Source organism: Pseudoalteromonas sp. MMG033 (assembly GCF_057197785.1).
Genome location: NZ_CM170070.1, coordinates 198724 through 222289, shown reverse-complemented (window position 1 = coordinate 222289; position 23566 = coordinate 198724). Strand labels below are relative to the sequence as shown.

The 23566-nt window shown below is 42.3% G+C and carries 18 protein-coding genes and 11 tRNA genes; 24 read left to right on the top strand and 5 right to left on the bottom strand.

Features of this window, described 5'->3' with window-relative positions; genetic code table 11:
- The first annotated feature begins 63 nt into the window (after positions 1-63).
- The 5 genes from AC2CZC_RS00935 to csrA all read left to right on the top strand — a co-directional run bounded on the left by AC2CZC_RS00935 (position 64) and on the right by csrA (position 5512).
- On the top strand, positions 64-885 hold the full coding sequence (locus AC2CZC_RS00935; RefSeq protein WP_484583497.1) for a BPSS1780 family membrane protein: 822 nt from the start codon (positions 64-66) through the stop codon (positions 883-885).
- Positions 885-1346 (top strand): regulatory protein RecX, encoded by a 462-nt coding sequence (locus AC2CZC_RS00930; protein WP_284020022.1) that lies wholly within the window; start codon positions 885-887, stop codon positions 1344-1346. The genes AC2CZC_RS00935 and AC2CZC_RS00930 overlap by 1 nt, the downstream gene beginning before the upstream one ends.
- 59 nt (positions 1347-1405) lie before the next feature.
- Positions 1406-4009, top strand: a complete 2604-nt coding sequence (gene alaS / locus AC2CZC_RS00925) for an alanine--tRNA ligase (protein WP_484583496.1) — start codon at positions 1406-1408, stop codon at positions 4007-4009.
- Positions 4010-4012: 3 nt separating this feature from the next.
- Positions 4013-5233 carry an aspartate kinase gene (locus AC2CZC_RS00920; protein ID WP_484583495.1) on the top strand — a complete coding sequence of 407 codons (1221 nt, stop codon included), beginning with the start codon at positions 4013-4015 and terminating at the stop codon, positions 5231-5233.
- A 90-nt stretch (positions 5234-5323) separates the two neighbouring features.
- Complete coding sequence (csrA, locus tag AC2CZC_RS00915) at positions 5324-5512, top strand: carbon storage regulator CsrA (protein WP_023399613.1); 189 nt, start codon at positions 5324-5326, stop codon at positions 5510-5512.
- A 46-nt stretch (positions 5513-5558) separates the two neighbouring features.
- Here csrA and AC2CZC_RS00910 read toward each other — a convergent pair whose 3' ends face one another.
- Positions 5559-6023, bottom strand: a complete 465-nt coding sequence (locus AC2CZC_RS00910) for a YcxB family protein (protein ID WP_484583494.1) — start codon at positions 6021-6023, stop codon at positions 5559-5561.
- 497 nt (positions 6024-6520) lie between these two features.
- Here AC2CZC_RS00910 and AC2CZC_RS00905 point away from each other — a divergent pair, with 497 nt between their 5' ends.
- From AC2CZC_RS00905 to AC2CZC_RS00890, 4 genes are all read left to right on the top strand, one after another.
- Positions 6521-6763 carry an OadG family transporter subunit gene (locus AC2CZC_RS00905; protein WP_484583493.1) on the top strand — a complete coding sequence of 81 codons (243 nt, stop codon included), beginning with the start codon at positions 6521-6523 and terminating at the stop codon, positions 6761-6763.
- A gap of 10 nt (positions 6764-6773) precedes the next feature.
- Entirely contained in the window at positions 6774-8558 is a 1785-nt protein-coding gene (gene oadA, locus AC2CZC_RS00900) for a sodium-extruding oxaloacetate decarboxylase subunit alpha (protein ID WP_484583492.1), read from the top strand.
- An 11-nt stretch (positions 8559-8569) separates the two neighbouring features.
- Positions 8570-9700 (top strand): sodium ion-translocating decarboxylase subunit beta, encoded by a 1131-nt coding sequence (locus AC2CZC_RS00895; protein ID WP_046354147.1) that lies wholly within the window; start codon positions 8570-8572, stop codon positions 9698-9700.
- A 183-nt stretch (positions 9701-9883) separates the two neighbouring features.
- Positions 9884-10063 (top strand): hypothetical protein, encoded by a 180-nt coding sequence (locus AC2CZC_RS00890; RefSeq protein WP_063361884.1) that lies wholly within the window; start codon positions 9884-9886, stop codon positions 10061-10063.
- 56 nt (positions 10064-10119) lie between these two features.
- Here the strand turns inward: AC2CZC_RS00890 and AC2CZC_RS00885 are convergent, their stop codons facing one another.
- On the bottom strand, positions 10120-13137 hold the full coding sequence (locus tag AC2CZC_RS00885; protein ID WP_484583491.1) for a hybrid sensor histidine kinase/response regulator: 3018 nt from the start codon (positions 13135-13137) through the stop codon (positions 10120-10122).
- A gap of 253 nt (positions 13138-13390) precedes the next feature.
- Here AC2CZC_RS00885 and AC2CZC_RS00880 point away from each other — a divergent pair.
- The 11 genes from AC2CZC_RS00880 to AC2CZC_RS00830 all read left to right on the top strand — a co-directional run bounded on the left by AC2CZC_RS00880 (position 13391) and on the right by AC2CZC_RS00830 (position 14990).
- Positions 13391-13466, top strand: a tRNA-Phe gene (locus AC2CZC_RS00880).
- A gap of 11 nt (positions 13467-13477) precedes the next feature.
- Positions 13478-13553: transfer RNA gene (locus AC2CZC_RS00875), tRNA-Thr, on the top strand.
- Between the two features lie 125 nt (positions 13554-13678).
- Positions 13679-13754: transfer RNA gene (locus AC2CZC_RS00870), tRNA-Phe, on the top strand.
- A gap of 140 nt (positions 13755-13894) precedes the next feature.
- Positions 13895-13970 (top strand) — tRNA-Phe (locus tag AC2CZC_RS00865).
- Between the two features lie 11 nt (positions 13971-13981).
- Positions 13982-14057 (top strand) — tRNA-Thr (locus AC2CZC_RS00860).
- A 141-nt stretch (positions 14058-14198) separates the two neighbouring features.
- Positions 14199-14274, top strand: a tRNA-Phe gene (locus AC2CZC_RS00855).
- A gap of 11 nt (positions 14275-14285) precedes the next feature.
- Positions 14286-14361: transfer RNA gene (locus tag AC2CZC_RS00850), tRNA-Thr, on the top strand.
- 139 nt (positions 14362-14500) lie between these two features.
- Positions 14501-14576, top strand: a tRNA-Phe gene (locus AC2CZC_RS00845).
- Positions 14577-14587: 11 nt separating this feature from the next.
- Positions 14588-14663 (top strand) — tRNA-Thr (locus tag AC2CZC_RS00840).
- Between the two features lie 163 nt (positions 14664-14826).
- A tRNA-Phe gene (locus AC2CZC_RS00835) sits at positions 14827-14902 on the top strand.
- Positions 14903-14914: 12 nt separating this feature from the next.
- Positions 14915-14990: transfer RNA gene (locus tag AC2CZC_RS00830), tRNA-Thr, on the top strand.
- A 29-nt stretch (positions 14991-15019) separates the two neighbouring features.
- Here the strand turns inward: AC2CZC_RS00830 and AC2CZC_RS00825 are convergent.
- Positions 15020-15986, bottom strand: a protein-coding gene (locus tag AC2CZC_RS00825) for an IS630 family transposase (protein WP_484584823.1) whose coding sequence is annotated in 2 segments (ribosomal slippage) — positions 15020-15586 and positions 15588-15986 — 966 coding nt in all. Because the reading frame shifts where the segments join, the coding sequence is not laid out codon by codon here.
- Between the two features lie 463 nt (positions 15987-16449).
- Between AC2CZC_RS00825 and AC2CZC_RS00820 the strand changes: the two genes are divergently transcribed.
- Entirely contained in the window at positions 16450-16713 is a 264-nt protein-coding gene (locus AC2CZC_RS00820) for a DUF1289 domain-containing protein (RefSeq protein ID WP_484583490.1), read from the top strand.
- Here AC2CZC_RS00820 and AC2CZC_RS00815 read toward each other — a convergent pair.
- Entirely contained in the window at positions 16697-17377 is a 681-nt protein-coding gene (locus AC2CZC_RS00815; RefSeq protein WP_484583489.1) for a substrate-binding periplasmic protein, read from the bottom strand. The genes AC2CZC_RS00820 and AC2CZC_RS00815 overlap by 17 nt on opposite strands.
- A gap of 157 nt (positions 17378-17534) precedes the next feature.
- Here AC2CZC_RS00815 and AC2CZC_RS00810 point away from each other — a divergent pair, with 157 nt between their 5' ends.
- Genes AC2CZC_RS00810 through AC2CZC_RS00800 form a run of 3 tightly spaced genes read left to right on the top strand, consistent with a single transcriptional unit; the run spans position 17535 to position 22617 of the window.
- The gene (locus AC2CZC_RS00810) at positions 17535-17738 is read left to right on the top strand and encodes a DUF3283 family protein (protein ID WP_284020012.1); all 204 of its coding nucleotides are present in this window, start codon (positions 17535-17537) and stop codon (positions 17736-17738) included.
- Between the two features lie 47 nt (positions 17739-17785).
- The gene (locus AC2CZC_RS00805; RefSeq protein WP_484583488.1) at positions 17786-18166 is read left to right on the top strand and encodes a GNAT family N-acetyltransferase; all 381 of its coding nucleotides are present in this window, start codon (positions 17786-17788) and stop codon (positions 18164-18166) included.
- Positions 18163-22617, top strand: a complete 4455-nt coding sequence (locus tag AC2CZC_RS00800; protein WP_484583487.1) for an EAL domain-containing protein — start codon at positions 18163-18165, stop codon at positions 22615-22617. Before AC2CZC_RS00805 ends, AC2CZC_RS00800 begins: the two co-directional genes overlap by 4 nt.
- Here the strand turns inward: AC2CZC_RS00800 and AC2CZC_RS00795 are convergent.
- The gene (locus AC2CZC_RS00795; RefSeq protein ID WP_484583486.1) at positions 22614-23561 is read right to left on the bottom strand and encodes an ion transporter; all 948 of its coding nucleotides are present in this window, start codon (positions 23559-23561) and stop codon (positions 22614-22616) included. The genes AC2CZC_RS00800 and AC2CZC_RS00795 overlap by 4 nt on opposite strands.
- Positions 23562-23566: the final 5 nt, after the last annotated feature.

The window sequence follows — 23566 nt, the reverse complement described above, 5'->3', positions numbered from 1 at the left end:
TTCCTTTCAAGTACTCTTTCGAATCAGTATAATTAGAGCGTTTTATAACTAAGTTAATCATTTATGTCTGCAGATTTTCAAAAATTCAAAGCGAGTTTTGGGGTGAGCTGGTTTAAAGCCGGATGGGCGGTGTTTAAAACTCAGCCTTTGACTTTTATGATGATGTACATTTTTATCGTCATCATAGGATTATTCCCATTTCTTATTCCCAACCCCATCATTCAGATGATGTGTGCGCTGGCTGGGCCTTTTTTAACGGTTGGCTTTTACACTGCTGCGCTAAATATACAAGCAGGTAAATCTATTATGTTGGCCGATATTTTAAAACCGTTTACCACAAAAGGCCGCAGACTGAATTTATTCCGTTTAGGTCTTTATCAACTGGGGGTCGCGCTGATTTTAGGCGTATTGATGAGTTTGCTGTTTGAGCCTGTGACAAATGCGCTACAAAACCATACTCCAGATCAAGATATGCAAATAGTCATTGAGCAGATTGCGCAAGCGATTAGCCTTTCTGACATTGTTATTTTTATTGCTTTACAATCGCTTGCCATGATGGCATTTGCCTATGCTCTGCCGCTAGTATATTTCAAGGAGCAGGCGAATATCTTTGCTGCGATGAAGCAGTCGTTGACGGTGTTTTATCACAATATGGCGCCATTGACAGTCTATGGTGGTATTGCCGCGTTGTTGATCGTTTTATCAACGCCGTTGTCACTTGTGCCGTTAATTGTCATTATGCCGATATTGTATATTGGTTTTTTTGTCTCTTTTCAGGCAATTTTTACAACGCAATCACCTCAAAGTGAAGATGGTCCTAGTCAAGGGAACAAATCACAAGATCAGCAAGATAATGTGACTCAATCAGGCCGGTTTGACGCTTGATGGATGATAAAGAAAAACAAAAATTAAAAAATTACGCAGTGTGGCTGTTATCTAGGCAAGAGTATTCACGTAAGCTACTCGGTCAAAAGCTCCGTCAAAAAGGCGCGACAGATGAGTATGCTGAGTCACTTATTGAATGGCTCTGTGACATCGGGTATCTAGACGACTTAAGACACTGTGAAAGCTATCTCAACCGCCAACTAGCCAAAGGGTTAGGTGAAAAGCGGGTAATGATGGATGCGATAAATAAAGGCGTTGATAAGTCGCACTTAACGCAGCTTATCGAACAAAGAGAAATTGATTGGTTTGCCGTAGCTCAACAAACCTATGAGAAGAAATACGGTTACTCCACAAAACAATTAGATTATCAAGAAAAGTCAAAGCGTGTTCGATACATGATGTATCGAGGCTTTAGCTATGACCAAATAGATTTTGCTATACAGTCGCAAAGTGAGAGTTGATTTTGACAACTTCCTTTGTGGTTTACAGCACACAGCAGCAATAAAGGGTGAATAATCACATGCAGCACATGACTACCGCACAGATTAGGCAAAGCTTTTTAGATTTCTTTGCTAAACAACACCACCAAGTGGTGCCATCAAGTTCACTAGTTCCAGGGAACGATGCCACACTTCTGTTTACTAATGCAGGTATGGTGCAATTTAAGGACGTATTCTTGGGTGCGGAAAAACGTCCATATAACCGAGCGACGAGTTCGCAGCGTTGTGTACGTGCTGGTGGTAAGCACAATGACTTAGAAAATGTGGGTTATACAGCAAGACACCACACATTTTTTGAAATGTTAGGCAACTTTAGCTTTGGTGATTACTTTAAGCAAGATGCGATTAAATTTGCGTGGTCATTCTTGACTGATGTGATCCAGTTGCCAAAAGAAAAGCTGTTGGTGACTGTGTACCACACTGACGAAGAAGCCTATGACATTTGGGCAAACCAAGTTGGAGTACCTGCAGAGCGCATCATTCGCATTGATACGTCTGATAACTTCTGGTCTATGGGCGACACAGGTCCTTGTGGTCCATGTTCGGAAATCTTCTTTGATCATGGTGAACACATTTGGGGTGGCCCTCCAGGTAGCCCTGAAGAAGATGGCGATCGTTTTATCGAGATCTGGAACCTTGTATTTATGCAATACAATCGTCATGCAGATGGCACGATGGAGCCACTACCGAATCAGTCAGTTGACACAGGTATGGGTCTTGAGCGTATTTCTGCAATTATGCAAGGTGTGCACTCAAACTATGAAATTGATTTATTCCAAGCCTTAATCAAAGCAACAGCTGCTGTGACTGGTGCGCAAGATTTAGAAGACAAATCTTTACGTGTTGTAGCTGACCATATTCGTTCATGTGCATTCTTAATTGCCGACGGCGTAATGCCATCAAATGAAGGTCGTGGTTACGTGCTTCGTCGTATCATTCGTCGTGCAGTAAGACATGGCAATAAGCTAGGTGCACAAGGGGCATTCTTCCATAAATTGGTAGGTGCACTCTCAGAGCAAATGGGTGAAGCGTACCCTGAACTGATCAAGCAGCAAGCAATCATTGAAAAAGTTCTACGTATTGAAGAAGAGCAATTTGGCAAAACACTTGACCGTGGTTTGGCTATCTTAGAAGAGAATTTAGCTGGCCTTGAAGGGGATGTTATCCCAGGTGATTTGGTATTTAAGCTATACGACACTTATGGTTTCCCTGCGGATTTAACGGCTGATGTTGCTCGTGAGCGCTTCATGACTATCGATGAACGTGGCTTTAAAGCTGCGATGGAAGCCCAGCGTAAGCAAGCGCAACAAGCAGGTAAATTCGGTGCGGATTACAACGAGCAGCTTAAGTCTGAGAAAGTCACTGACTTTAAAGGCTATGATGCCGTTCAATACAGTGGCACTGTGGTTGAGCTATTCGCAGAAGGCGAAAGTGTCTCAGAGCTAACAGAGCAGCAAAAAGGCATTGTTGTACTTGACCGTACTCCTTTCTACGCAGAATCAGGTGGTCAGGTTGGTGATACGGGTGTTTTAAAAGTCGCTGGTGGCGAATTTGTTGTTACAGATACGCAAAAGTTGGGTAATGCGTTTGCACACCATGGTTATGTGGCAGGGCGTATCGGTATCAATGATAAAGTCGATGCGCAAATTGATGCCCAGCGCCGCGAACGTATTAAGAAAAACCACACAGCAACACACATTTTACATGAAGCACTTCGTCAAATCTTAGGTGAGCACGTTGCTCAGAAAGGTTCATTGGTCATGCCTGATAAGTTGCGTTTTGACTTCTCACATTTTGAGGGCGTAACCAAAGAGCAACTGAGAGAGATTGAAACAACAGTAAACAATGAGATCCGTGCTAACTTTGCGTTAAATACCCAGTTAATGGATATTGAAGATGCAAAAGCGAAAGGCGCAATGGCACTGTTTGGTGAAAAGTACGATGATGAAGTGCGTGTTGTTTCAATTGGTGATTACTCAATTGAGTTATGTGGTGGTACACACGTAGAGCGTGCTGGTGATATCGGCTTCCTAAAAATTGTCTCTGAAAGCGGTATTGCAGCAGGTGTACGCCGTATCGAAGCTGTGACAGGTGAAGATGCGGTGGAGTATGTTGCAGAGCAAGAGCGAGTACTGTCAGATATCGCTGCTTTAGTAAAAGGCGACAGTGCAAGTGCGCTTGAAAAAGTGGCTGCACTCATTGAGAAAGCAAAAGGCCTTGAGAAGCAAGTGAGCCAGTTGAATGACAAGCTAGCAAGTGCGGCGGGTGCATCTTTACTTGAGTCAGCGGTTGACGTTAACGGCATTACGTTACTTGTCGCAAATGTGGCAGGTACTGAGTCAAAAGCACTGCGCGGTATGGTTGACGACTTAAAGAACAAGATGGGCTCAGGTGTGATTGCACTGGGTGTTGCCAATGGCGATAAAGTGAGCTTGATCGCTGGTGTCACTAAAGACTTAACTGGCCAAGTTAAAGCGGGCGAGCTAGTAAATCACATGGCAGCGCAAGTTGGCGGTAAAGGCGGCGGTCGTCCAGATATGGCACAGGCTGGCGGTTCACAACCAGAGAACTTGGAAGCTGCATTAGCAAGTGTTCCTGTATGGTTGAATGATAAAACGCAATAACCTGTGGCATTAATCGTAAAAAAGTTTGGCGGCACCTCGGTTGGCTCAATAGAGCGAATCGAGGCGGTCGCCGATTTGATCATAAAGGCTAAACAACAAGGGCATCAAGTTGTCGTTGTTGTATCAGCTATGTCAGGTGAGACTAATCGCCTGTTGTCACTGGCTAAGCAAATTGATGAGCGACCAAGCGCGCGTGAATTAGATGTTTTGCTTACAACTGGCGAGCAGGTGTCGATTGCGTTGCTGGCAATGGCTATTGTTAAACGCGGCCATTCAGCAGTGAGCCTGTTAGCTGACCAGATTGGTATCAAAACAGATAATGTATTTGGCAAAGCACGCATTCAAAGTATTGATGTGGCGCGTTTGCAACAAGAGCTTGAACATAACCGTATTGCGATTGTGGCCGGATTTCAAGGTCGTGACTTTGAAGGCAATATTACGACCCTAGGTCGTGGCGGAACAGACACCTCTGCAGTTGAAATTGCCGCTGCAATTGGTGCAGATGAATGCCAGATCTACACGGATGTTGATGGTGTCTATACCACAGATCCGAGAGTTGAGCCCAAAGCACGTCGTATGGATCAAATTACGTTTGAAGAGATGTTAGAACTCTCGAGCTTAGGCGCGAAGGTGTTACAGATCAGATCCGTTGAAGCGGCAGGAAAGTATAATATTCCGCTGAGAGTGTTATCAACGTTCAAGCCCGATTCCGGCACCCTAATTAGCTATGAGGAACCTAAAGTGACAAGTAGGACTGTATCAGGTATTGCTTATCAAAAAGATGAAGCGTTAGTCATTGTACGTCAATTACCTGAAACGCCGCGCTCTTTAGCAAAGGTTTTGTGTTTACTTGCTGAATATGACATCGAAGTGGACATGATAAGCCAAATTAATCATCAAGTTGGCAAAATAGACTATGCTTTAACTGTACACAGCAATGAGTATGCACAAGCGCTTGATGTATTAGACACCAACTTAGCAGATATCGGTGCTTCGAGCGTAGAGGGCAATCAACAAGTTGCTAAAATCTCTGCTGTGGGTGTAGGTATGAAGTCTCATTCAGGCATTGCAGGCATATTTTTCGACGCCTTGGCGAACGAAAATATTCATACACTTTTAGTGTCTACATCGGAGATAAAAATTTCTGTTTTAGTAGAAGAACGCTACTTGGAGCTTGTTGTTAGGGCACTTCATGGTGCATTTGGCTTAGAAAGTCGTGAATAAGCAATTATTTTGCTTACTTTTACATGAACTTTTAATTAAAATGAACTTGACGCGGAATCTTTTAAATTTTGGAATAACAGGAGCAAGAGAATGCTAATTCTAACTCGCCGTGTAGGCGAAACCCTGATGATTGGTGATGAAGTAACAGTAACGGTACTAGGTGTTAAAGGCAACCAGGTTCGTATCGGCGTAAATGCACCAAAAGATGTTTCGGTACACCGTGAAGAAATCTATATGCGAATTCAAGCGGAAAAATCTAATCCGACGGGTAACATGTAATAAGTACGATGTTACCTATGTTCGAGAAATGGCCACATTAAAGTGGCTATTTTTTTGCCTGTTGCAATATAAAGTCATATGCATCTTGCTCTAGTGCTTGTTTAGAGATGTATTGACGATACTTTGCATGCTCTATTAATAGTCCTTTATCTGTTTCAATCACGTTATCAATATCCTGCCAACTGAGCTCAAAAGCGCGATACGGGTTTTTAGCGTTGATCCCTTGTTCATCTATTTGTAAATGTACTTTAGAGCCACTTGCTCTGCTGACCATTTGCCTTGCAACCCACCAAGGGCGGCGATAATAAAATGAGATCCCTTCAATGACCGCCAGTACAAATAAAAAGTTACCAAGGTAAGTTTGTCCTAATAAGTAATGAGATAAAGCGCCTAATATCAACAAAAAGCCGATTAAGCCATATTTAGGCTTATGATGCTGACTTAGTGCGACTGATTCATCAAAGCATTCCTGAAAATATTGCTTATCTAGGGTAAATTCACTTTGAAACACGAGTATTCCTCAAGTTGACTAATCCCTAATTATACGACGTTCCCCAAGGTGTTTAAATCTGAAAATTTTATAAGTCAATTTCCGGTATCGCTTCCTTTTAAGTTTGTACCCAAGTCACTATTTATGGTGTTTAACTTCAATTGCTGAGCATTTACTCTTGTTGCGATTTCTGGCTTTTTTATTTGGGTAAGACCAATTTTTAATGGGCCAACATTAAACCAGTTTTCACAGCGATTTCCTCATATTTAGTTATATTTAGCCTTTATATCTTGAGTATTTTTCATATTTATTTGGTGTTTTATACTTTATTTTACCATTATTGATGATTAAGTGTGTGAAAAGAAAACAAAAACACTTATTGGTAATACCAATTTACAACCAACTTTACATGAAGGATTTGTTTGATATGATGGTTGAATAAATATTTACAAAAGTTGCCTATCTATTTCTTTGTTTGGGTGGGTGTATACAAATAAATAACAACTAAGGGGGCGGAAATGGAAATCAGCGAATTGCTAGCGCAGGCTGCCAATCTTATGTTAACAGGCATGATTGGGGTATTTTTATTTTTATCAATTCTCATCTTTGCAGTAAAAGCGTTATCTAAGCTGGCTGCAACAGAGCACGAGTCTCAGCAACCTGCAATTAAAAAATCTTCAAAACCAGTATCAACAGGTGTGCCTGCGGCACATGTCGCTGCAATCAGTGCAGCAGTTTCTCAATTTAGACAAAAAAACTAAGGGGTATCTCATGTCAAAACTAAAACTTACTGAATTAGTCCTAAGAGATGCTCATCAATCTTTATTAGCAACGCGCATGCGCCTTGAAGATATGTTACCGATTGCGGAAGAGCTCGATAAAGTCGGTTATTGGTCTGTAGAGTCTTGGGGTGGCGCAACATTCGATGCGTGTATCCGTTATTTAGGTGAAGATCCTTGGTATCGGATCCGCGCGCTAAAAGAAGCCATGCCTAATACAAAGCAGCAGATGTTATTGCGCGGTCAAAATTTGCTTGGATATCGCCATTATGCAGACGATGTGGTGGAGAAGTTTGTCACTCGTGCACATCAAAACGGCGTTGATGTATTCAGAATTTTTGATGCGATGAACGATGTTCGTAATTTGGAGACTGCGATCCGTGCAGCGATCAAGGTGGGTGCACATGCGCAGGGTACAATCTCTTACACTGTGAGCCCAGTCCATAACTTAGAAAGCTGGCTTAAGCAGGCGAAACAACTTGAAGAAATGGGCTGTCATTCGATTTGTATCAAAGATATGGCGGGGCTACTTAATCCATATGACGCAGATACCTTGATTTCTGAGCTAAAACGAACTGTGTCTGTGCCTATTGCGATGCAATGTCATGCAACAACGGGCTTAAGCACCGCAACCTATCAAAAGGCCATTGATGCGGGTATTGATATGCTTGATACTGCCATTTCTTCCATGAGTATGACATATGGGCACAGCGCAACAGAAACACTCGTGTCGATTGTTGAAGGTACGAAAAGAGATACAGGTTTGGACTTAGGTCAACTTGAGTCGATTGCTGCGTATTTTAGAGATGTACGTAAAAAATATGCGGCATTTGAAGGCAGCCTCAAAGGGGTTGATGGGCGTATTTTATCTGCACAAGTACCTGGCGGTATGTTGACTAATATGGAAAACCAACTTAAAGAGCAAGGTGCAGGTGATAAACTCGATGAAGTATTGAGTGAAATTCCTCATGTCCGTAAAGATTTAGGCTATATCCCTTTGGTCACACCTACATCGCAAATTGTAGGCACGCAGGCGGTATTAAATGTACTGACTGGCGAGCGCTATAAAACCATCACCAAAGAAACGGCTGGCGTGTTGAAAGGGGAGTATGGGTCAACACCTGCCCCTGTGGATGAGCCGTTACGTGCCCGTGTTTTGGATGGTGTTGAGCCAATTACATGCAGACCTGCTGATCTGCTCGAGCCTGAAATGGACAGTTTGGAAGCCGATCTGCTGTCCAAGGCCAAAACTGAAGGAATTGAGCTTGCTGAGGAAATTGTCGATGATGTACTGACTTATGCTCTGTTCCCTCAGATTGGCTTGAAATTCTTAAAAAATAGATACAATCCAGAAGCGTTTGAGCCAAGCCCAAGCTTAGTTGTTAACACAGCTGTTGAAAAAGCGGTTAGCCGCCCTGCGCCTGCTCGCAAACAAGAAAATGAGCGCTACAGCGTAAGAGTTGATGGCAAGGTCTACGATGTAGAAGTGTCCGCAGGTGGTGACTTGCAAGAGATCGCGGTGAAAGACAGTGAGCTGATGCCACAGTCTGCATCCGTTAGTTCAGGTGAAACACTTAATGCCCCCCTTGCAGGTAATATTTTTAAGGTGCATGCAAGACCTGGCGATGATGTTGTTCAAGGTGATGTTGTTCTCATCATGGAAGCGATGAAAATGGAAACGGAAGTTCGTGCAACCTCGACGGGTAAAATCGCAGATATTTTAGTCTCAGAGGGGGATTCTGTCTCTGCTGGCGACGCGATTATTGAGATGGCATAGGAGCGCTTGAGATGGATGGTTTGTTAAATTTATGGCAGGCAACCGGCATTGCTAACTTGACGTTTCCTGCGTTATCCATGATAGCCGTAGGGTGTGGTCTTCTGTATTTGGCTATCGCGAAAAAGTTTGAGCCGCTTTTACTGGTGCCAATTGGTTTTGGTGCGATATTAACGAATATCCCTGTGGCAGCGCTATCTGAGCCGGGTGGATTACTATATTACGTTTATTATATCGGGATCGACAGCGGCATATTCCCCTTACTGATATTTATGGGGGTAGGTGCTTTAACTGACTTTAGCGCGCTAATTGCGAATCCTCGAATGTTGTTACTTGGTGCTGCGGCACAGTTTGGTATTTTCGCGACTTTATTTGGTGCGATTTTACTGAACTTTATTCCTGGGTTTGAGTTTACCTTACAAGATGCGTCTGCCATTGCAATTATTGGTGGTGCAGATGGGCCTACGGCGATATTTTTAGCGTCTAAGCTATCACCTGAGTTATTGGGTGCAATTGCGGTCGCAGCGTATTCATATATGGCACTGGTGCCTATTATCCAGCCACCCATTATGCGTTTATTAACGTCAGATGAGGAGCGCAGTATTGCAATGCCACAGTTAAGAGTTGTTTCAAAGAGAGAAAAGATTCTCTTCCCATTGATGGTATTGTCGTTGACTTTATTGTTTTTACCAGCGGCTGCGCCTTTGGTTGGTATGTTCTGTCTGGGTAACTTAATGCGTGAGTCTGGTGTGGTAGATAGGCTTAGCAATACAGCGCAAAACGAGCTGATTAATATCACGACAATATTTTTGGGTTTGGCGGTTGGTTCCAAATTAGCAGCCGACCAGTTTTTAACGGTAGAAACTTTGGGTATTTTGGTACTTGGCGCGTTGGCATTTAGCATTGGCACGGCTTCAGGCGTTTACATGGCTAAAATTATGAATCGTGTATCATCTAATCCAATCAATCCATTAGTTGGGGCTGCGGGTGTGTCTGCGGTTCCAATGGCTGCACGAGTGGTCAATAAAGTCGGTCTTGAGTCTAATCCGCATAACTTTCTTTTAATGCATGCAATGGGACCAAATGTAGCAGGCGTACTTGGTAGTGCGGTTGCTGCAGGTATTTTGCTTGCGTTAGTCAATTAACAACACTCTCCAACCTTTAGTGGGGCATTTGCCCCACATTTTTCTTATTTATATTTGAGGCGCTTTCTTTTGGAAGCGCCTTTATTGTTATAAACGCTGTTTACATTGATCTAGTATAAATAACGGGCCAAGTGAGTTGGTCCATGTTATAAAATAGTTTGGTTGTAAAAATTAGGGAATACCATGAATATTATTTTGATACTGGTTTGCTTGATTGCGGCGTTACTCATTTTGATCCCGCTTCTAGAGAAATATCAGGGAAAGCTTGGCTTAGATAAGGCGCAAAAATACAGTAAATATATCCTGCCGTTGGCGATGATAGGCGTTGTGGTTAAACTGATCCACTCAATGGTTCAAGGGTAAAGTTGGGTTTGTTTGGTAAAGCCACTACTGTGGCTTTACCGATAGGCGACTAAAGGTTAACTGGCAGACTGTAAGTACTTTTGAATAAACTCTGTTGCTTTCATATAGGATTCTTCAAGCTCATCTCGAAGTTGAATTAATTGATCTGTCGTCATTTCCTCTGTTTTACACTTTGACTCAAACTTTTCTGCGATAAGCGCAACTTGCTCAGCGCCAATTGTTCGAGATATGGATTTAAGCTGGTGACACGCTTCAATGATTTCATTTTGACTTGACGAAATAACCGCACCATTTATGTCACGGGCTAATTCGCTACTTTGCTCTAGGTACATTCTAAAGAAGCGCAGTCGCTTAGCGCTATCATCATTGACGTATTTGTTGAGCTGATCCATATTAATCGGCATATCATCGTTAGTTTGCTCTTGTGCAACTGATGGTACGCTCGTTTCTTCTACCTCAGCAACAGGCGCTTGCTCTTCTATTACCTCTGGTGTGCTTGGCTCGGCATGAGTAAAGCTCGGCATATCAAGTTGCATAGCCGATGTTGAAGGCATTTCTCTGTCATTACTCATTTGTTCTACTTGAGCAGGTTGGTTATCAGGCTGAGCCTGAGTAACCGGCTCATCTAAAATGGGCTGTGTTTGAGGGGGAGCGCTATCGCTGTCCGTTGATGTAGCAGAGATGCTAGTTGCTTGCGTTACTTGGTGTCCAGAGACGTTTTGCCATTTGTCTAAGGTAGCTTCAAGCACATTGAGTTCAACAGGTTTGGTAATATAGTCATTCATGCCAGTGGCTAGGCAGCGATCACGTTCGCCCTTAAGTGCATTGGCAGTGATGGCAATAATATAAGGTTGAGCGTTGATGTCTGGCGCATGCTCGGCAATATCACGGATCTTAGTAACCATGTCGTAGCCTGACATTTTTGGCATATGCAGATCGGTTAGGACGACGGCATAATGCCCCTGCTGCCACATCTTCAAGCCCTCTTCACCGTTTTCAGCAACTTCCACTCCATAACCGAGTAGATGAAGTTGATCCGTGAGTACTTGTTGATTTAGGACGTTGTCTTCTACTAATAATACGAGTTTATTTTGAGCTTTAGCATCTTCAACATTTAGGTAGCTATTCATCGTGCGAGATGGCTTAAGCTGTTTTGGCTGATGCAAGCCTACCGCAACTAATACCGCAGTCATGAAACTTGTTTTACACAGTGGTGCTGCATTAAGGTAGAAAATATGACCGTGATTCAGCGCGGATTCGTCCATCGTACTCAATACAATCACTTGCTGATTATTATGCTCGATAGAATAAAGCAGGTCTCTTAATTGCTGATTGACTTTATCCATGCCATCTAAGCCATCTAGGACCCACACAACATCTTGTTCGTATTGGTGTTCGTCTATCTCGCTTGAATCAACAATGATGGCTGAGTTTGCACCCATGAAAGATAAATAGCGCGCTAAGATAGCTCGGCGGTTAGGGTTATGCGTATAAGTCACTACTTTACGGCCAGCGAGCACGCCCTTGTTGGCATACTCAACTTTCCCGCTGATGCTAAATGGTAGTTCAACAATGAACTCACTGCCCATGCCGATATCTGAATTTACATTGATAGAGCCTAACATGAGCTCGACAAGACTTTTACAAATAGATAGCCCTAATCCTGTGCCACCATATTCTCGAGTGATGGAGCCTTCTGCTTGAATGAAGGGGTTAAATATTTCCCTAAGCTGGGCTTGGGTCATACCTTTACCGTTATCGGTCACTTTAAAGCGCAGTGTATAATGCTCAGACGTATTTTGTGCGACTTCAACAGAGATCTTTACAAAGCCTTGTTTGCTGTCATCAGTTGTGGTGAATTTGATTGCATTACTACATAGGTTGTAAAGCACTTGGCGAACGCGAACAGCATCACCGACTAAATTGCTCGGAATATCTGGGGCAATAGCAAGCTGCAGATCCAATTTACGCTTTTTCGCCACAGAGGAAAGGACACGAGCCACTTCTTCAATGGTTTCCGATACAGAGAATGCACTACTGTCTATTTGTAGCTTACCAGCTTCAATTTTTGAGAAATCTAAAATGTCGTCCAATATACCTAGTAATGAGAAGGCAGAATCACGAATAATGGTCGTCAATCGGTGTTGAGCACCATCTAATTCGGTTTGACGCAACAAATCTATGGTGCCAATGACCCCATTCATCGGTGTTCTGATCTCATGGGACATGGTTGCCAAAAAGGTGGTCTTTGCTTCGGATGCGCGTTCAGCGTTTAAAGTTGCCTTTTCCAGCGCAAGCGTTCGGGCTTGAACTTCTGTTTCTAGGCTCGTTTGTAGCTGCCTCAATTCATGTTGAGATGCTTTATTACCTTTTATGATATCGCGGATTTGATTGATTAGACCATTAATACCGATTGCTGTAGAAGACAAGCCAAAGCTCAGCTGCTCTGTGACATGGACATCGTAATCTTTCTTCTTTATTAGGTGTTCTAGCTCTGAATTGAGTAAGTTAAGCTCTTTTGCCAACTTACCGACGATTTGCTTTTTCAAAAAGAGTGCAAACCCTATTGTGAGTAACAAAGCTACAAGGGCCAATGCATAACTTAATGGGTTACTACTGGCGACGGTGACTTTAGGTTCGCTATAAACTAACACCAATTCACCCACTGGAATATCATCCAGTGTTAGTGGCTGATGAACAATCACTTTGCCATCTATGGTCAATTTAGTACGTTGTTTTATAGGTGCAATAGGTTCATCATTCGATTGAAATACCAAACTCGGCTTGCCCATGCCACTATCAGCATATAAATAGGCATCTATATTTGGGTTACCTGCTTTTACCGATGTCAGCATTTGTTTGGCGTAGTTGTAACCTAGCTTCATCATGGTATTACTCAGTGGCGCTGCCAAGTCCTGAGCTTGCAGAGTAAGATCTGGTTGGCTATGTACTAGGGTACTTTCTTGCTTTGGCCAAAGGTAGGCGCCTAGGGATGCAATACTAGTAATGATGAGTGTGATAAAAACAAACAGGGGCACGAAACCTTTGATCTGTGCTTGTGAAGATTTTTCCATTGAAATAGTCCGAGCAAGTAACTTTCAAATCAAGCTTTATAATAACTTAACATCCTAACACCTATAATGGATGATTTCTCTACGTTTTTACTTCTTTATTATTGCTTCAAGGAGATCCTAAAGAAGGAATAAAGTATAAAAATCAGTCTTTAGTCAGTTATTTTTGTCAAATTTGCATGAATTGTGCGCAAACAAATTATATTGCAAAAAAATAGTTGACTTAAAAGGGCAAAACCCGTTTAATACGCCGCACGCCCAGATAGCTCAGTCGGTAGAGCAGAGGATTGAAAATCCTCGTGTCGGTGGTTCGATTCCGCCTCTGGGCACCATTTTTAGGTGCGCCGACTTAGCTCAGTTGGTAGAGCAACTGACTTGTAATCAGTAGGTCATCCGTTCGACTCGGATAGTCGGCACCATTTATAAATTTGGTTCTGCATTGGAAATACATCCAAGCTAATTAGTTGACCAGATAGCTCATTCGGTAGAGCTGTGTGGAATTGTATTGAAAATCCTTAGAGAGTTTTAATACACGTAAAATTTTGCCCAGATAGCTCAGTCGGTAGAGCAGAGGATTGAAAATCCTCGTGTCGGTGGTTCGATTCCGCCTCTGGGCACCATCTCTTAAAGATGTAAAATAAAAGAATTTTACTAAAACGCTTCATAAAAGCGGTTTGGTTTTTGCCCAGATAGCTCATTCGGTAGAGCTGTGTGGAATTGTATTAAAATCCTTAGAGAGTTTTAATACACGTAAATTTTTGCCCAGATAGCTCAGTCGGTAGAGCAGAGGATTGAAAATCCTCGTGTCGGTGGTTCGATTCCGCCTCTGGGCACCATTATTAAGTGTGCCGACTTAGCTCAGTTGGTAGAGCAACTGACTTGTAATCAGTAGGTCATCCGTTCGACTCGGATAGTCGGCACCATTTTTAAAAACATGTAGCATGAGAGAAACCAGAATTCTGATTTCTTAAAGTAAAATATTTGCCCAGATAGCTCATTCGGTAGAGCTGTTTGGAATTGTATTGAAAATCCTTTGAGAGTTTTAATACACGTAAAGAGTATTTGCCCAGATAGCTCAGTCGGTAGAGCAGAGGATTGAAAATCCTCGTGTCGGTGGTTCGATTCCGCCTCTGGGCACCATTATTAAGTGTGCCGACTTAGCTCAGTTGGTAGAGCAACTGACTTGTAATCAGTAGGTCATCCGTTCGACTCGGATAGTCGGCACCATTTATAAAACATGTAGCATGATATAAATCAGATTTCTGATTGTTTAAAGTAAAAGATTTGCCCAGATAGCTCATTCAGCAGAGCTGTTTGGAATTGTATTGAAAATCCTTAGAGAGTTTAATACACGTAAAAACTATTTGCCCAGATAGCTCAGTCGGTAGAGCAGAGGATTGAAAATCCTCGTGTCGGTGGTTCGATTCCGCCTCTGGGCACCATTATTAAGTGTGCCGACTTAGCTCAGTTGGTAGAGCAACTGACTTGTAATCAGTAGGTCATCCGTTCGACTCGGATAGTCGGCACCATTTGATTTTTAATCAGCAAATTACTGTATTTAATGTATTGAAAATTTCTAGAGAGTTTTAATACACGTAAAATCTTATTTCCTCAGATAGCTCTTCTCGGTAGAGCTGTTTGGAATTGTATTGAAAATCCTTAGTGAGTTTTAATACACATAAAACCTTATTTGCCCAGATAGCTCAGTCGGTAGAGCAGAGGATTGAAAATCCTCGTGTCGGTGGTTCGATTCCGCCTCTGGGCACCATTCTTATAGTGTGCCGACTTAGCTCAGTTGGTAGAGCAACTGACTTGTAATCAGTAGGTCATCCGTTCGACTCGGATAGTCGGCACCACTTATGTCTAATACCATTCCGCATAAAGATTAAATCAGCTTTATCCATTCACGACTGCACATTTTCTTAACTCGTTCAGGTATTGAAATAAATTGATTCCAAGCTTTTGAAACTTCGTCAACTATTTCTACATAGCCCGAAAATATTCTATTGGATAAGCAATGTTGCCTTATCCAGCTCCATACTTGTTCTATTGGATTTAACTCAGGTGAGTAAGGGGGAAGCTTTATTAGCGTTAAGTTGCTGAATTCTGACGCAGTATCATGTGTATGCCAGCCTGCGCCATCTATTATCACTACTGCATGCCTACCAATTGGTGTAGCTTGTGATATTTGACGCATGTGCTGCGTCATCGCTTCTTTATTTACGAATGGACTTACTAGCGCTTCTGTTTGGCCCGTGGCAGGACATACTGCACCAAATAAATACCCGTATTCAAACTGTTGTTGTTTCACAATCCTTGGCCGAGTACCCGTCTTAGCCCAAATGCGTGTAGTCGGATTTTGCTGGCCAAATCGAGCTTCATCCTGAAACCATACGTCGATACGATCAAGAGGTAAGTGTCCTGGTGTGTGAAGGATCGTTTCCAGTTGGAAGTTTTTTAAAAGCTTCTTGGCTTTGTAATGACTGCTTAGGGTGTTTTGAACGACTTGTGATCCAACTAAAGCCAAGCTGCTTTAGGATTTTATAGACATGATTTAAGTGGTAATGAACACCAAATTCACTGCTAATGTAATGCACAATGTCCTCACCGGTTAGACGGCCACCTTGAAGCTCCGTGTTTGTGCGTTTAATAAATTCAGACAGTTGATCAAGCTGAGACTGTTGCAGTCTGGATGGACGTCCTTGAATAGGCTTATTGTCTAAGCCATCGAGCCCATGCTCTAGGTAACTAGAGACCCATTTATTAACACTACTCCGTGCTATATTAAGGCGTTTTGCAATGTCGGTTCTGCTATGACCTTCATAAAATAATGACACAGCAAGTAATCGCATACGTTTACGTGCGTTGGGTTCTTTTCGAGAAAGCGCTAAAAGCTGTTCAGATATACTTGGGTTCAACGTTATTTAGTCTGTAATTTTATATGCTCTATATTAGATCAGATATTTAAGCGGATTGGTATAAAAGCAAAAAATTGCCAGTATCTAACTACTTTCCTGATATCATATCTTTTAGCTAACGATTTTTATCTTCAAGCTTTTTAAACGTTTAACGTCTGGGGCTTACATCACACCATATTTAGAACGCCACATTATAAATGTACTTTGACCAACACCATGTTTATGGCCTTTTTCAGTTTATGGGGTAGTTACACCCGGCTGTATTCACCTTATCTCGTACTCACAAGCTTTAGCTAGTTTACAATATTTCAACTAGTATTTTATTAAGACGCCAAGTTAGGTAGTATTTTGATTGAAGTGGCCACTTTATGTACAGGTTTAATCATTGACCCTTAGTATGGAACAAATAGAGATATTCACAATCCCAAGTCCGTGTCAGGGGATCTGTGAAGTGAACAATCGCGGTTATTGCAAGGGCTGTTTTCGCAGCCGAGAGGAACGCTTTTGTTGGAACCAAATGACAGAAAATCAAAAAAAGCAGGTCGTAGATCTATGCCAGCGCCGAAAAAAGCGTGTTATGGCGAAAAAGCAGTCAGAGAGTGTCAGCAGCACGTCACAAGGTCAAGATGCACAGGATGATTTTTTTAAATTCGATATTTAGCTTTTAAAACCTTGATAATCCCTTTTTTTTCTAACTTTTCTAGTGTCTCTTTTAATTTAGGGATCAGTTCTGTGTGTTTGTGGTGAAGATAATGGTAGCTGTCTATGGTCATCAAGTCTTCAATTTTGATTGACTCCACATCCATATAGGGCAAATGTTCGCGCAAGTGAAAGTCTACAATGAGTGCGCCTTGTACTTTTTTTTGCATCAACAAATTTAATTGTGCGGCACTGCTTTTAACCTCCAGCAGCTCTCCTTGATAACGATTTTCCATCATGTATTGATAAGCGACTAGATAGCCACTTTGCACGACCAAAGACTCAATATCTTTAAATGCGCAAGTAGTGCAATGACTGAGAAGTTGTAGATTGAAAGAATAGAGCGGGAAATCGACATGGAGTAGATTTTCATAACTGTCTGTTACGCCTGCAATTCGCCCTAGCTGACCGTCAAGCTCACCTTCATTGGCTGCAACTAATGCACTTTGTAATTCAAAATCAATGAGTTCTAATTTATGGCCAATGTCGTTATAAGCTAAGCTTAGTAATTCAACGACATAGCGTGCCTGGGGGGTGTCAGCAGGGCGATTAAAGTAGAGCGTTTTTGCCTGAGCAACAGAGCAGTATGATAGTAAAATTATCCATAAAATTTTGATATGCCCCACAGAGCTCCCCCTAAATTACAGTTTTGATGAGTGTGCTTTTAGTTCTTTTAATTCTCACTGAATACACTGTAATAATTAACTTTGTAATTCAATACTGCCGTTGTCTAGTACATATATGATACACTGTTTTTATAATTTTCAATAATTGTACAGTTCGATGTCTTATAATCTGTGTAATCTCTCCAGAGCGGAAAAATATCAAATTCAATTAGAGTATGAAGCGTCATTTTGGGCGTATCAAATTAAGCGCGGCAAAAATACTCGTGAAGCAATATACGACGCAATTAATAGCCGCCCTTTGTCAGAGCGCGATATGTTAAAAGCAAAGTTTGAGCAATATTTGGGACTTATGTTAGTTTAGTTATGCAATTGAGTTGTTTTTGTTTGCCTGCGATTCAGACGCCATTAGTGAATAAATTTTATCAGGCTAACAGGGTACGTGGTAGAGCAACTAAGCAAGATGCTGTATGGGTGGTTAAGGAATCAGGATTGATAGCTGCTTGTCGGTTACAAGCAATCGAACAGGAGACGTTTTTATCAACTGTTTTTGTAGACCAAGCATACCGAGGAAATGGAATCGCTAAGCAGCTACTACTGGCTGCCATTGAGCAAGAGTCTTGCGTTTATACTTTCGCATATCAAGAGGCTTTACCACTGTACTCAAAGCTTAACTTTATTGTGATAGATGAAAAGGTGTTGCCGATGAAGCTTCGGCAAATGTTCGAGAGTTATACCAAACAAGGACGAGAAATTATCGCGATGTGTTATCAAGGGAATGTACACGCATGAATTATCTAATTGCTTTGTTCATCTTGGTGTTCAGCGTATTGTGTCATGGGCAAGTGTCTCGTATTTCTCCAGCAGAAGGCTTATCACAAAGCTATGTAAATACATTACTATTCGATAAAAAAGGCTACCTTTGGTTATCTACAGAGGGCGGGTTAAATCGCTATGATGGTTATCAAGTTCTTGAGGTCATGGGCCCCAACAAAGCCTTGGACAAGATGCAAATTGACCGCATCTATCAAGATCCCGCTGGCAAAATTTGGATAGCATCGGGCCGTGCGGGTTTATTTAGTTATCACCCTGAATTCGATCTATATCGTCAATACATTCAAGCTCCCTCTTCAGAGCAAGACTATATCCAAAATAGTGTTTTTCAAATGCTAGAAAAAAGTCCCAATGAATTGTGGCTTGGCAGAACCAAAAACGTCTCTGTCCTGAACAAAGACACAGGCCTCATCACAGAGGTTATTTCTATTCCTGGGATGAATGATCGAAGCTTAGTTCGCTCGCTATTGCAATTTGAGGACATACTCTATATTGCGACTACAGAACACCTATTCGCCTACCATATTCCCAGTGCGCGTTTAAAGCCTATAAAACATATTGATAACCCTGAGCATCCGTTTCAACATAATACAAAATCTTTAACCTTACTAGATGACTCTACTTTACTGGTGGGCGCCGTGCTTGGCTTATACCAGCTAGATATCGGTGAGTTGCAGAAAAATTTCGACGCTACGCCAGCATACAAAACGATACTAGAAGAGTTTAATATTTGGCATATGTTGAAGCAGCAGGCGTATTTGTTACTCGGCACTGATAAAGGACTCATGCGGTTTGATCCTAAGACCGGGGAAGTCAAACCTGATAAGCGTTTGACTCAAAGTCGTTTCTCGATCTCCGACAGTAGCATTATTCATTTAAACGAAGATAATAATGGCGGTGTTTGGGCTGCTACCCGCACAGATGGCGCGTTCTATCTCCCTCCAGATAATCACATTTTTGATAACGTTCAAAATGATTCGGTGGTCGGGGAGTTTTCACATGGTGCGGTGTGGGGCATTGTAGAGTTTCAGGGCTATCTTTGGGCGGCTACTAGAGACGGATTAACGAGATATGACCCGATTACACGAGAAGCGAAACCTTTATTGCAAGGGTATATGGGAGAGAGCTTTTTACCCGAATACTCCATTTTTGATTTATTCCCATTCCAAAACAAATTATGGTTGATTAGTAATCGTGGTTTGTTTGTTTTTGACCCTAAGACTGAAAAAATCTCTCGACCAAAGGCACAAAATCCAGAGTCTACGGAGATACTTTCAGGCTTTGTAAAAGGGGCTGCGTTGGTTGAGCCAGGCTTTTTATATTTTGTTGATGGTAATTCTGGCTTTTATTTGTTCAATATGAACAACGGCATACTAGAGCCTTTGGGAGACAGCTTTGCGCAGTTTGATCCTTTTTTGAGTTATGGTTTTTTCCCGCCGCTGTCGAGCCACCCCACTCAACCCGTTTTTTACAGTGAAGGTCGGCTATTTAGATATGACCATTTAAAGCAAAAGCTCACGCAAATATATCAGGTGCCAAAGGCACACAAGCAATCAGCTGTAGACCTACTGAGCTACACGATAGACAAAAATAACGTACTGTGGCTATCATTTGCGACACATGGCTTAGTGCGTCTGACTGCCGATGGTTATAAGCCCTTGCCGTTGCCTACGGATTCTTTGTCTGTGACTAATTTCATTTTGTATGAAATGCAGCAGGACAAAGAGGGGATGATTTGGATGTCATCGCATCAAGGTATATGGCGCTTAGATCCCGATAACTTTCACTTGCAAGGCTTTACCATCAACGATGGTTTGATGAGTAATGAGTTTAATAGCGGCTCTTCTGTAAAATTAAAAAATGGGCACATTGCCTATGGGTCATTACAGGGGATCACTATTTTTGACCCAGAAGTTAATCGGCCAAATAGGCCATTGCTAACGCGCGTAAATATCACCAACGTTGATTTGATGTCGAGAGAGCTCAAACCTGCGGGGCTAAAGACGTTTTCTTCGATTGAGCTTAATCACGATGATATTGGATTAGAAGTGTCATTTTCTGCGATGGCATTTACTGCCCAAGAGCGTATCGTCTACGAATATCAGCTATCGGGCGAACAGAGAATATTGAGCCGCAACAGTAATCGAGTCGTCTTTCCCAAACTAAATCCTGGTAATTACCGTTTGAAAGTATGGGCTAAAGATCCGCTCACAGGCGATTATACAGAACCTGCAGAATTGAATATTCGCGTTAAGTACCCCATTTGGCGGTCACCATTAGCGCTAGCGTGTTACCTTATTTTGGCCAGTGCGTTATTTGCGCTTTGGGTTCACAGGAAAAACCGTGTCGCGCAATTATTAATGGAAGCACATAAAGATACTCGCAATAGTGAAACACGTTTAAAAATGGCGTTGGAAGGCAGTAACTCAGGCGTATGGGATTGGCAGTCTGGCTCTAATCTAGTATATCAGCCTCGTTTGGTAAACGAACTTGGTTATAAAAATGAATATATAAACCTAGATGACTATTTAGAGCTTATTCATCCTCAGGATAGGGCTTTATTTCGTATAGAGTGGCTAGAGTTTGTCTCCACAGCAAAAGGGTATATTGACTGTACATATCGACTGCGTAATCGAGTTGGCCAGTGGCGCTGGTATAAAGATTACGGCAAGGTGATGGCTTGGCGTGAGGCGGTGCCTATGCGCGTTGCAGGTACCTACACTAACTTGACGCGAGAGCGTGTATTTGAAGAACGTGCCGCATTGTTTGGTGAGGCTTTTGAGCAGACCCGAGATTGGGTTATGATTTTTGATAAGCGTTTTCGAATTTTGGCATGTAACAAAGCACTTCAAGATGCGTTTGGCGTTGAGGCAAACCCGACGTCTAGTACCAGTGTAAGCCTAGGGTTAGAGCGTCACGTACGATTACATTATTTAAGGGCCATGAGCAAACTGGCAGAAGGGGAATATCATAGTGCCGAGGAGGTACTGCGTTTACCAAGTGGTGAGGTACGTCATGTACTGGTGAAAGTCACCGCTACTTTGGGTCAAAATTACATTATTGTTTTGACTGATATCAGCAAACAAAAGCGTACTGAAAAAGAGCTTTATCAACTTGCAAACTACGATGCCCTTACTAAATTGCCAAACAAAGTCCTATTTATGGACAGAGTACAGCATGGCATAGAGCAAAGCGAAGAATCACAGCAATCCTTGGCTATTTTGGCGATTAAATTTGGTCGTTTGCAACGCTTAGCAGACACCTTTGGTGATGATTTTGTGTTGGCTGTGATCCGCCAAGCAGCCAAAACGTTGCAATGCTGCTTTAGGGAAATGGACAGTCTAGCCATAGGTCAAGAGCGAGATTTTTACATTCTAATGGAGCATCTTGACGATGTAGACGCGGTGACTCGCTACGCACAGTGTTTGGTAGCGCGCTTTGAAGAGGGGATGCGTGTTCATGAGCAAGATGTGCACATTGATGTGCATGTTGGTATTTCACTTTACCCTGATGATGCCAGTGATGCGTTTGAGCTAAATCAAGCCGCGGAAATTGCATTAAGCCATGCAAAGAAAAATCCGCAAAGCCACTATCAGTATTATCATCAAGATATTAATCAGCAAGTGAAGCGTAATTTAGAAGTGGAGCGACGTTTAAGTGCAATCTTCAATGATGATCAATTATGTAACTATTACCAGCCGATTTTAAACGCCACGCAAGGCCATATTGAAGGATTTGAAGTGATGCTCAGATGGCCTGATGATCCTAATGTCAGTGCTGAAGAGTTTGCAGCGGCAGCTGAGAAAACTGGGTTAGGGAACGACGTTATTTTACAGACAATTGAGCGAGCCTTAATTGAGCTGAAGGTGTGGCATTTATCATGGCCAGAGCTGTATATTTCAGTCAATTTATCTGCACAGTTTTTACACTCCAGAGGGTTTGTTGACGGCATAAGAGCCTTACTGGAGAAAACTCATCTACCCGAAAGGTGTTTGGTATTTGAGATATCTGAGTCGGTTATGATGAAAAATGTCTCGCAATCTATAGAACGAATGCTGGCATTGAATGCGTTAGGGTGTCGTGTATTTATGGATGATTTTGGTACTGGGTACACGTCTTTGATGTATCTGACTCAGTTCCCAGTGAGCACGATAAAAATTGATGAAGGTTTTATTACCGACATCGGTAATAACCAGGATCATGAAAGCATTATTCATTCTACGTTATCCCTTGCTCATAGCTTGGGTAAAGATTGTATTGCTCAGGGAGTAGAGAATATCGATCAGCTTAAGTTTTTACGCATGCTTGGCTGCGAGCGCTTTCAAGGCTATTTGTTTAGTCCAGCGCTGCCAGGTGACATGATTGCACACTTAATGGCGACCTCTTGGCAAGAGATGTTTGAAAGCTAGAGCTTCTCGCCACAGTGACGACAATAAAGACTTTGTGCTCGCTCTGAGGCCATCAGCTTAATTGCTTGATTGGCCTCAGAAGCACTGAGGCCTAATTCTAGCCTGAGTGCTTCTAGATGCTCAGCCTCTGCGTCGTCTAATTTACCATCGACCAATGCATGTAATACCGCTTCGTGAAAGGCATCTCGGCGTTTACGCAATTGATCGGCAAAGCTCGATGCCAATAATCCAGTCGGAATGGCCACCATGCCCATACTGAGTAGTGTAATGACGCCGCCGAAAAAGCGCCCTAATGGCGTAATTGGTACTACATCCCCATAGCCTACTGTTGTCAGTGTTGCCATTGCCCACCACATAGCCGCGGGGATCGAACCAAATTTGTCAGGTTGAACATCGTGCTCAATGAGATAAATGCCGCATGATGCAACAATCAAGACGAGCGACATAATAAAAAAAGCCGCCATTAACGAGCTGGCCTCTTCCTTAAATGCTGCCAGAAGTAACTGCATTGCCCGAGAGTACCGAGTGAGCTTAAAAATACGCATTAACCTGACGACGCGCAAAAACCTGAGGTCGAACGTAAAAAACACCATCAATAAGGTAGGTAAAATGGCGATTAAATCAATCACGGCAAGGGGGGAGCGGATATACTTCAATCGAATAGCAAAATGACTTTTGCTATTGTCTTTAAAGTTGAGCTTATCGACACAACACCATAATCTCAGTAAATATTCGATACAAAAAATACCGACGGATATCACTTCAATATAGAAGAAGGCGCGATAATATTGGCTTGCTAAGTCAGGCACGGACTCTAAGACAATCGCGACCACATTAAAAATAATTAAAGCGATTAGAAATATATCTAAGCTGTGGGCTATTTTGCGGTATTTACCGCTGCCTTCTAAGATGGCTGCCGTTTTTTGTCTTAGCGTTAAGCTCATGATTT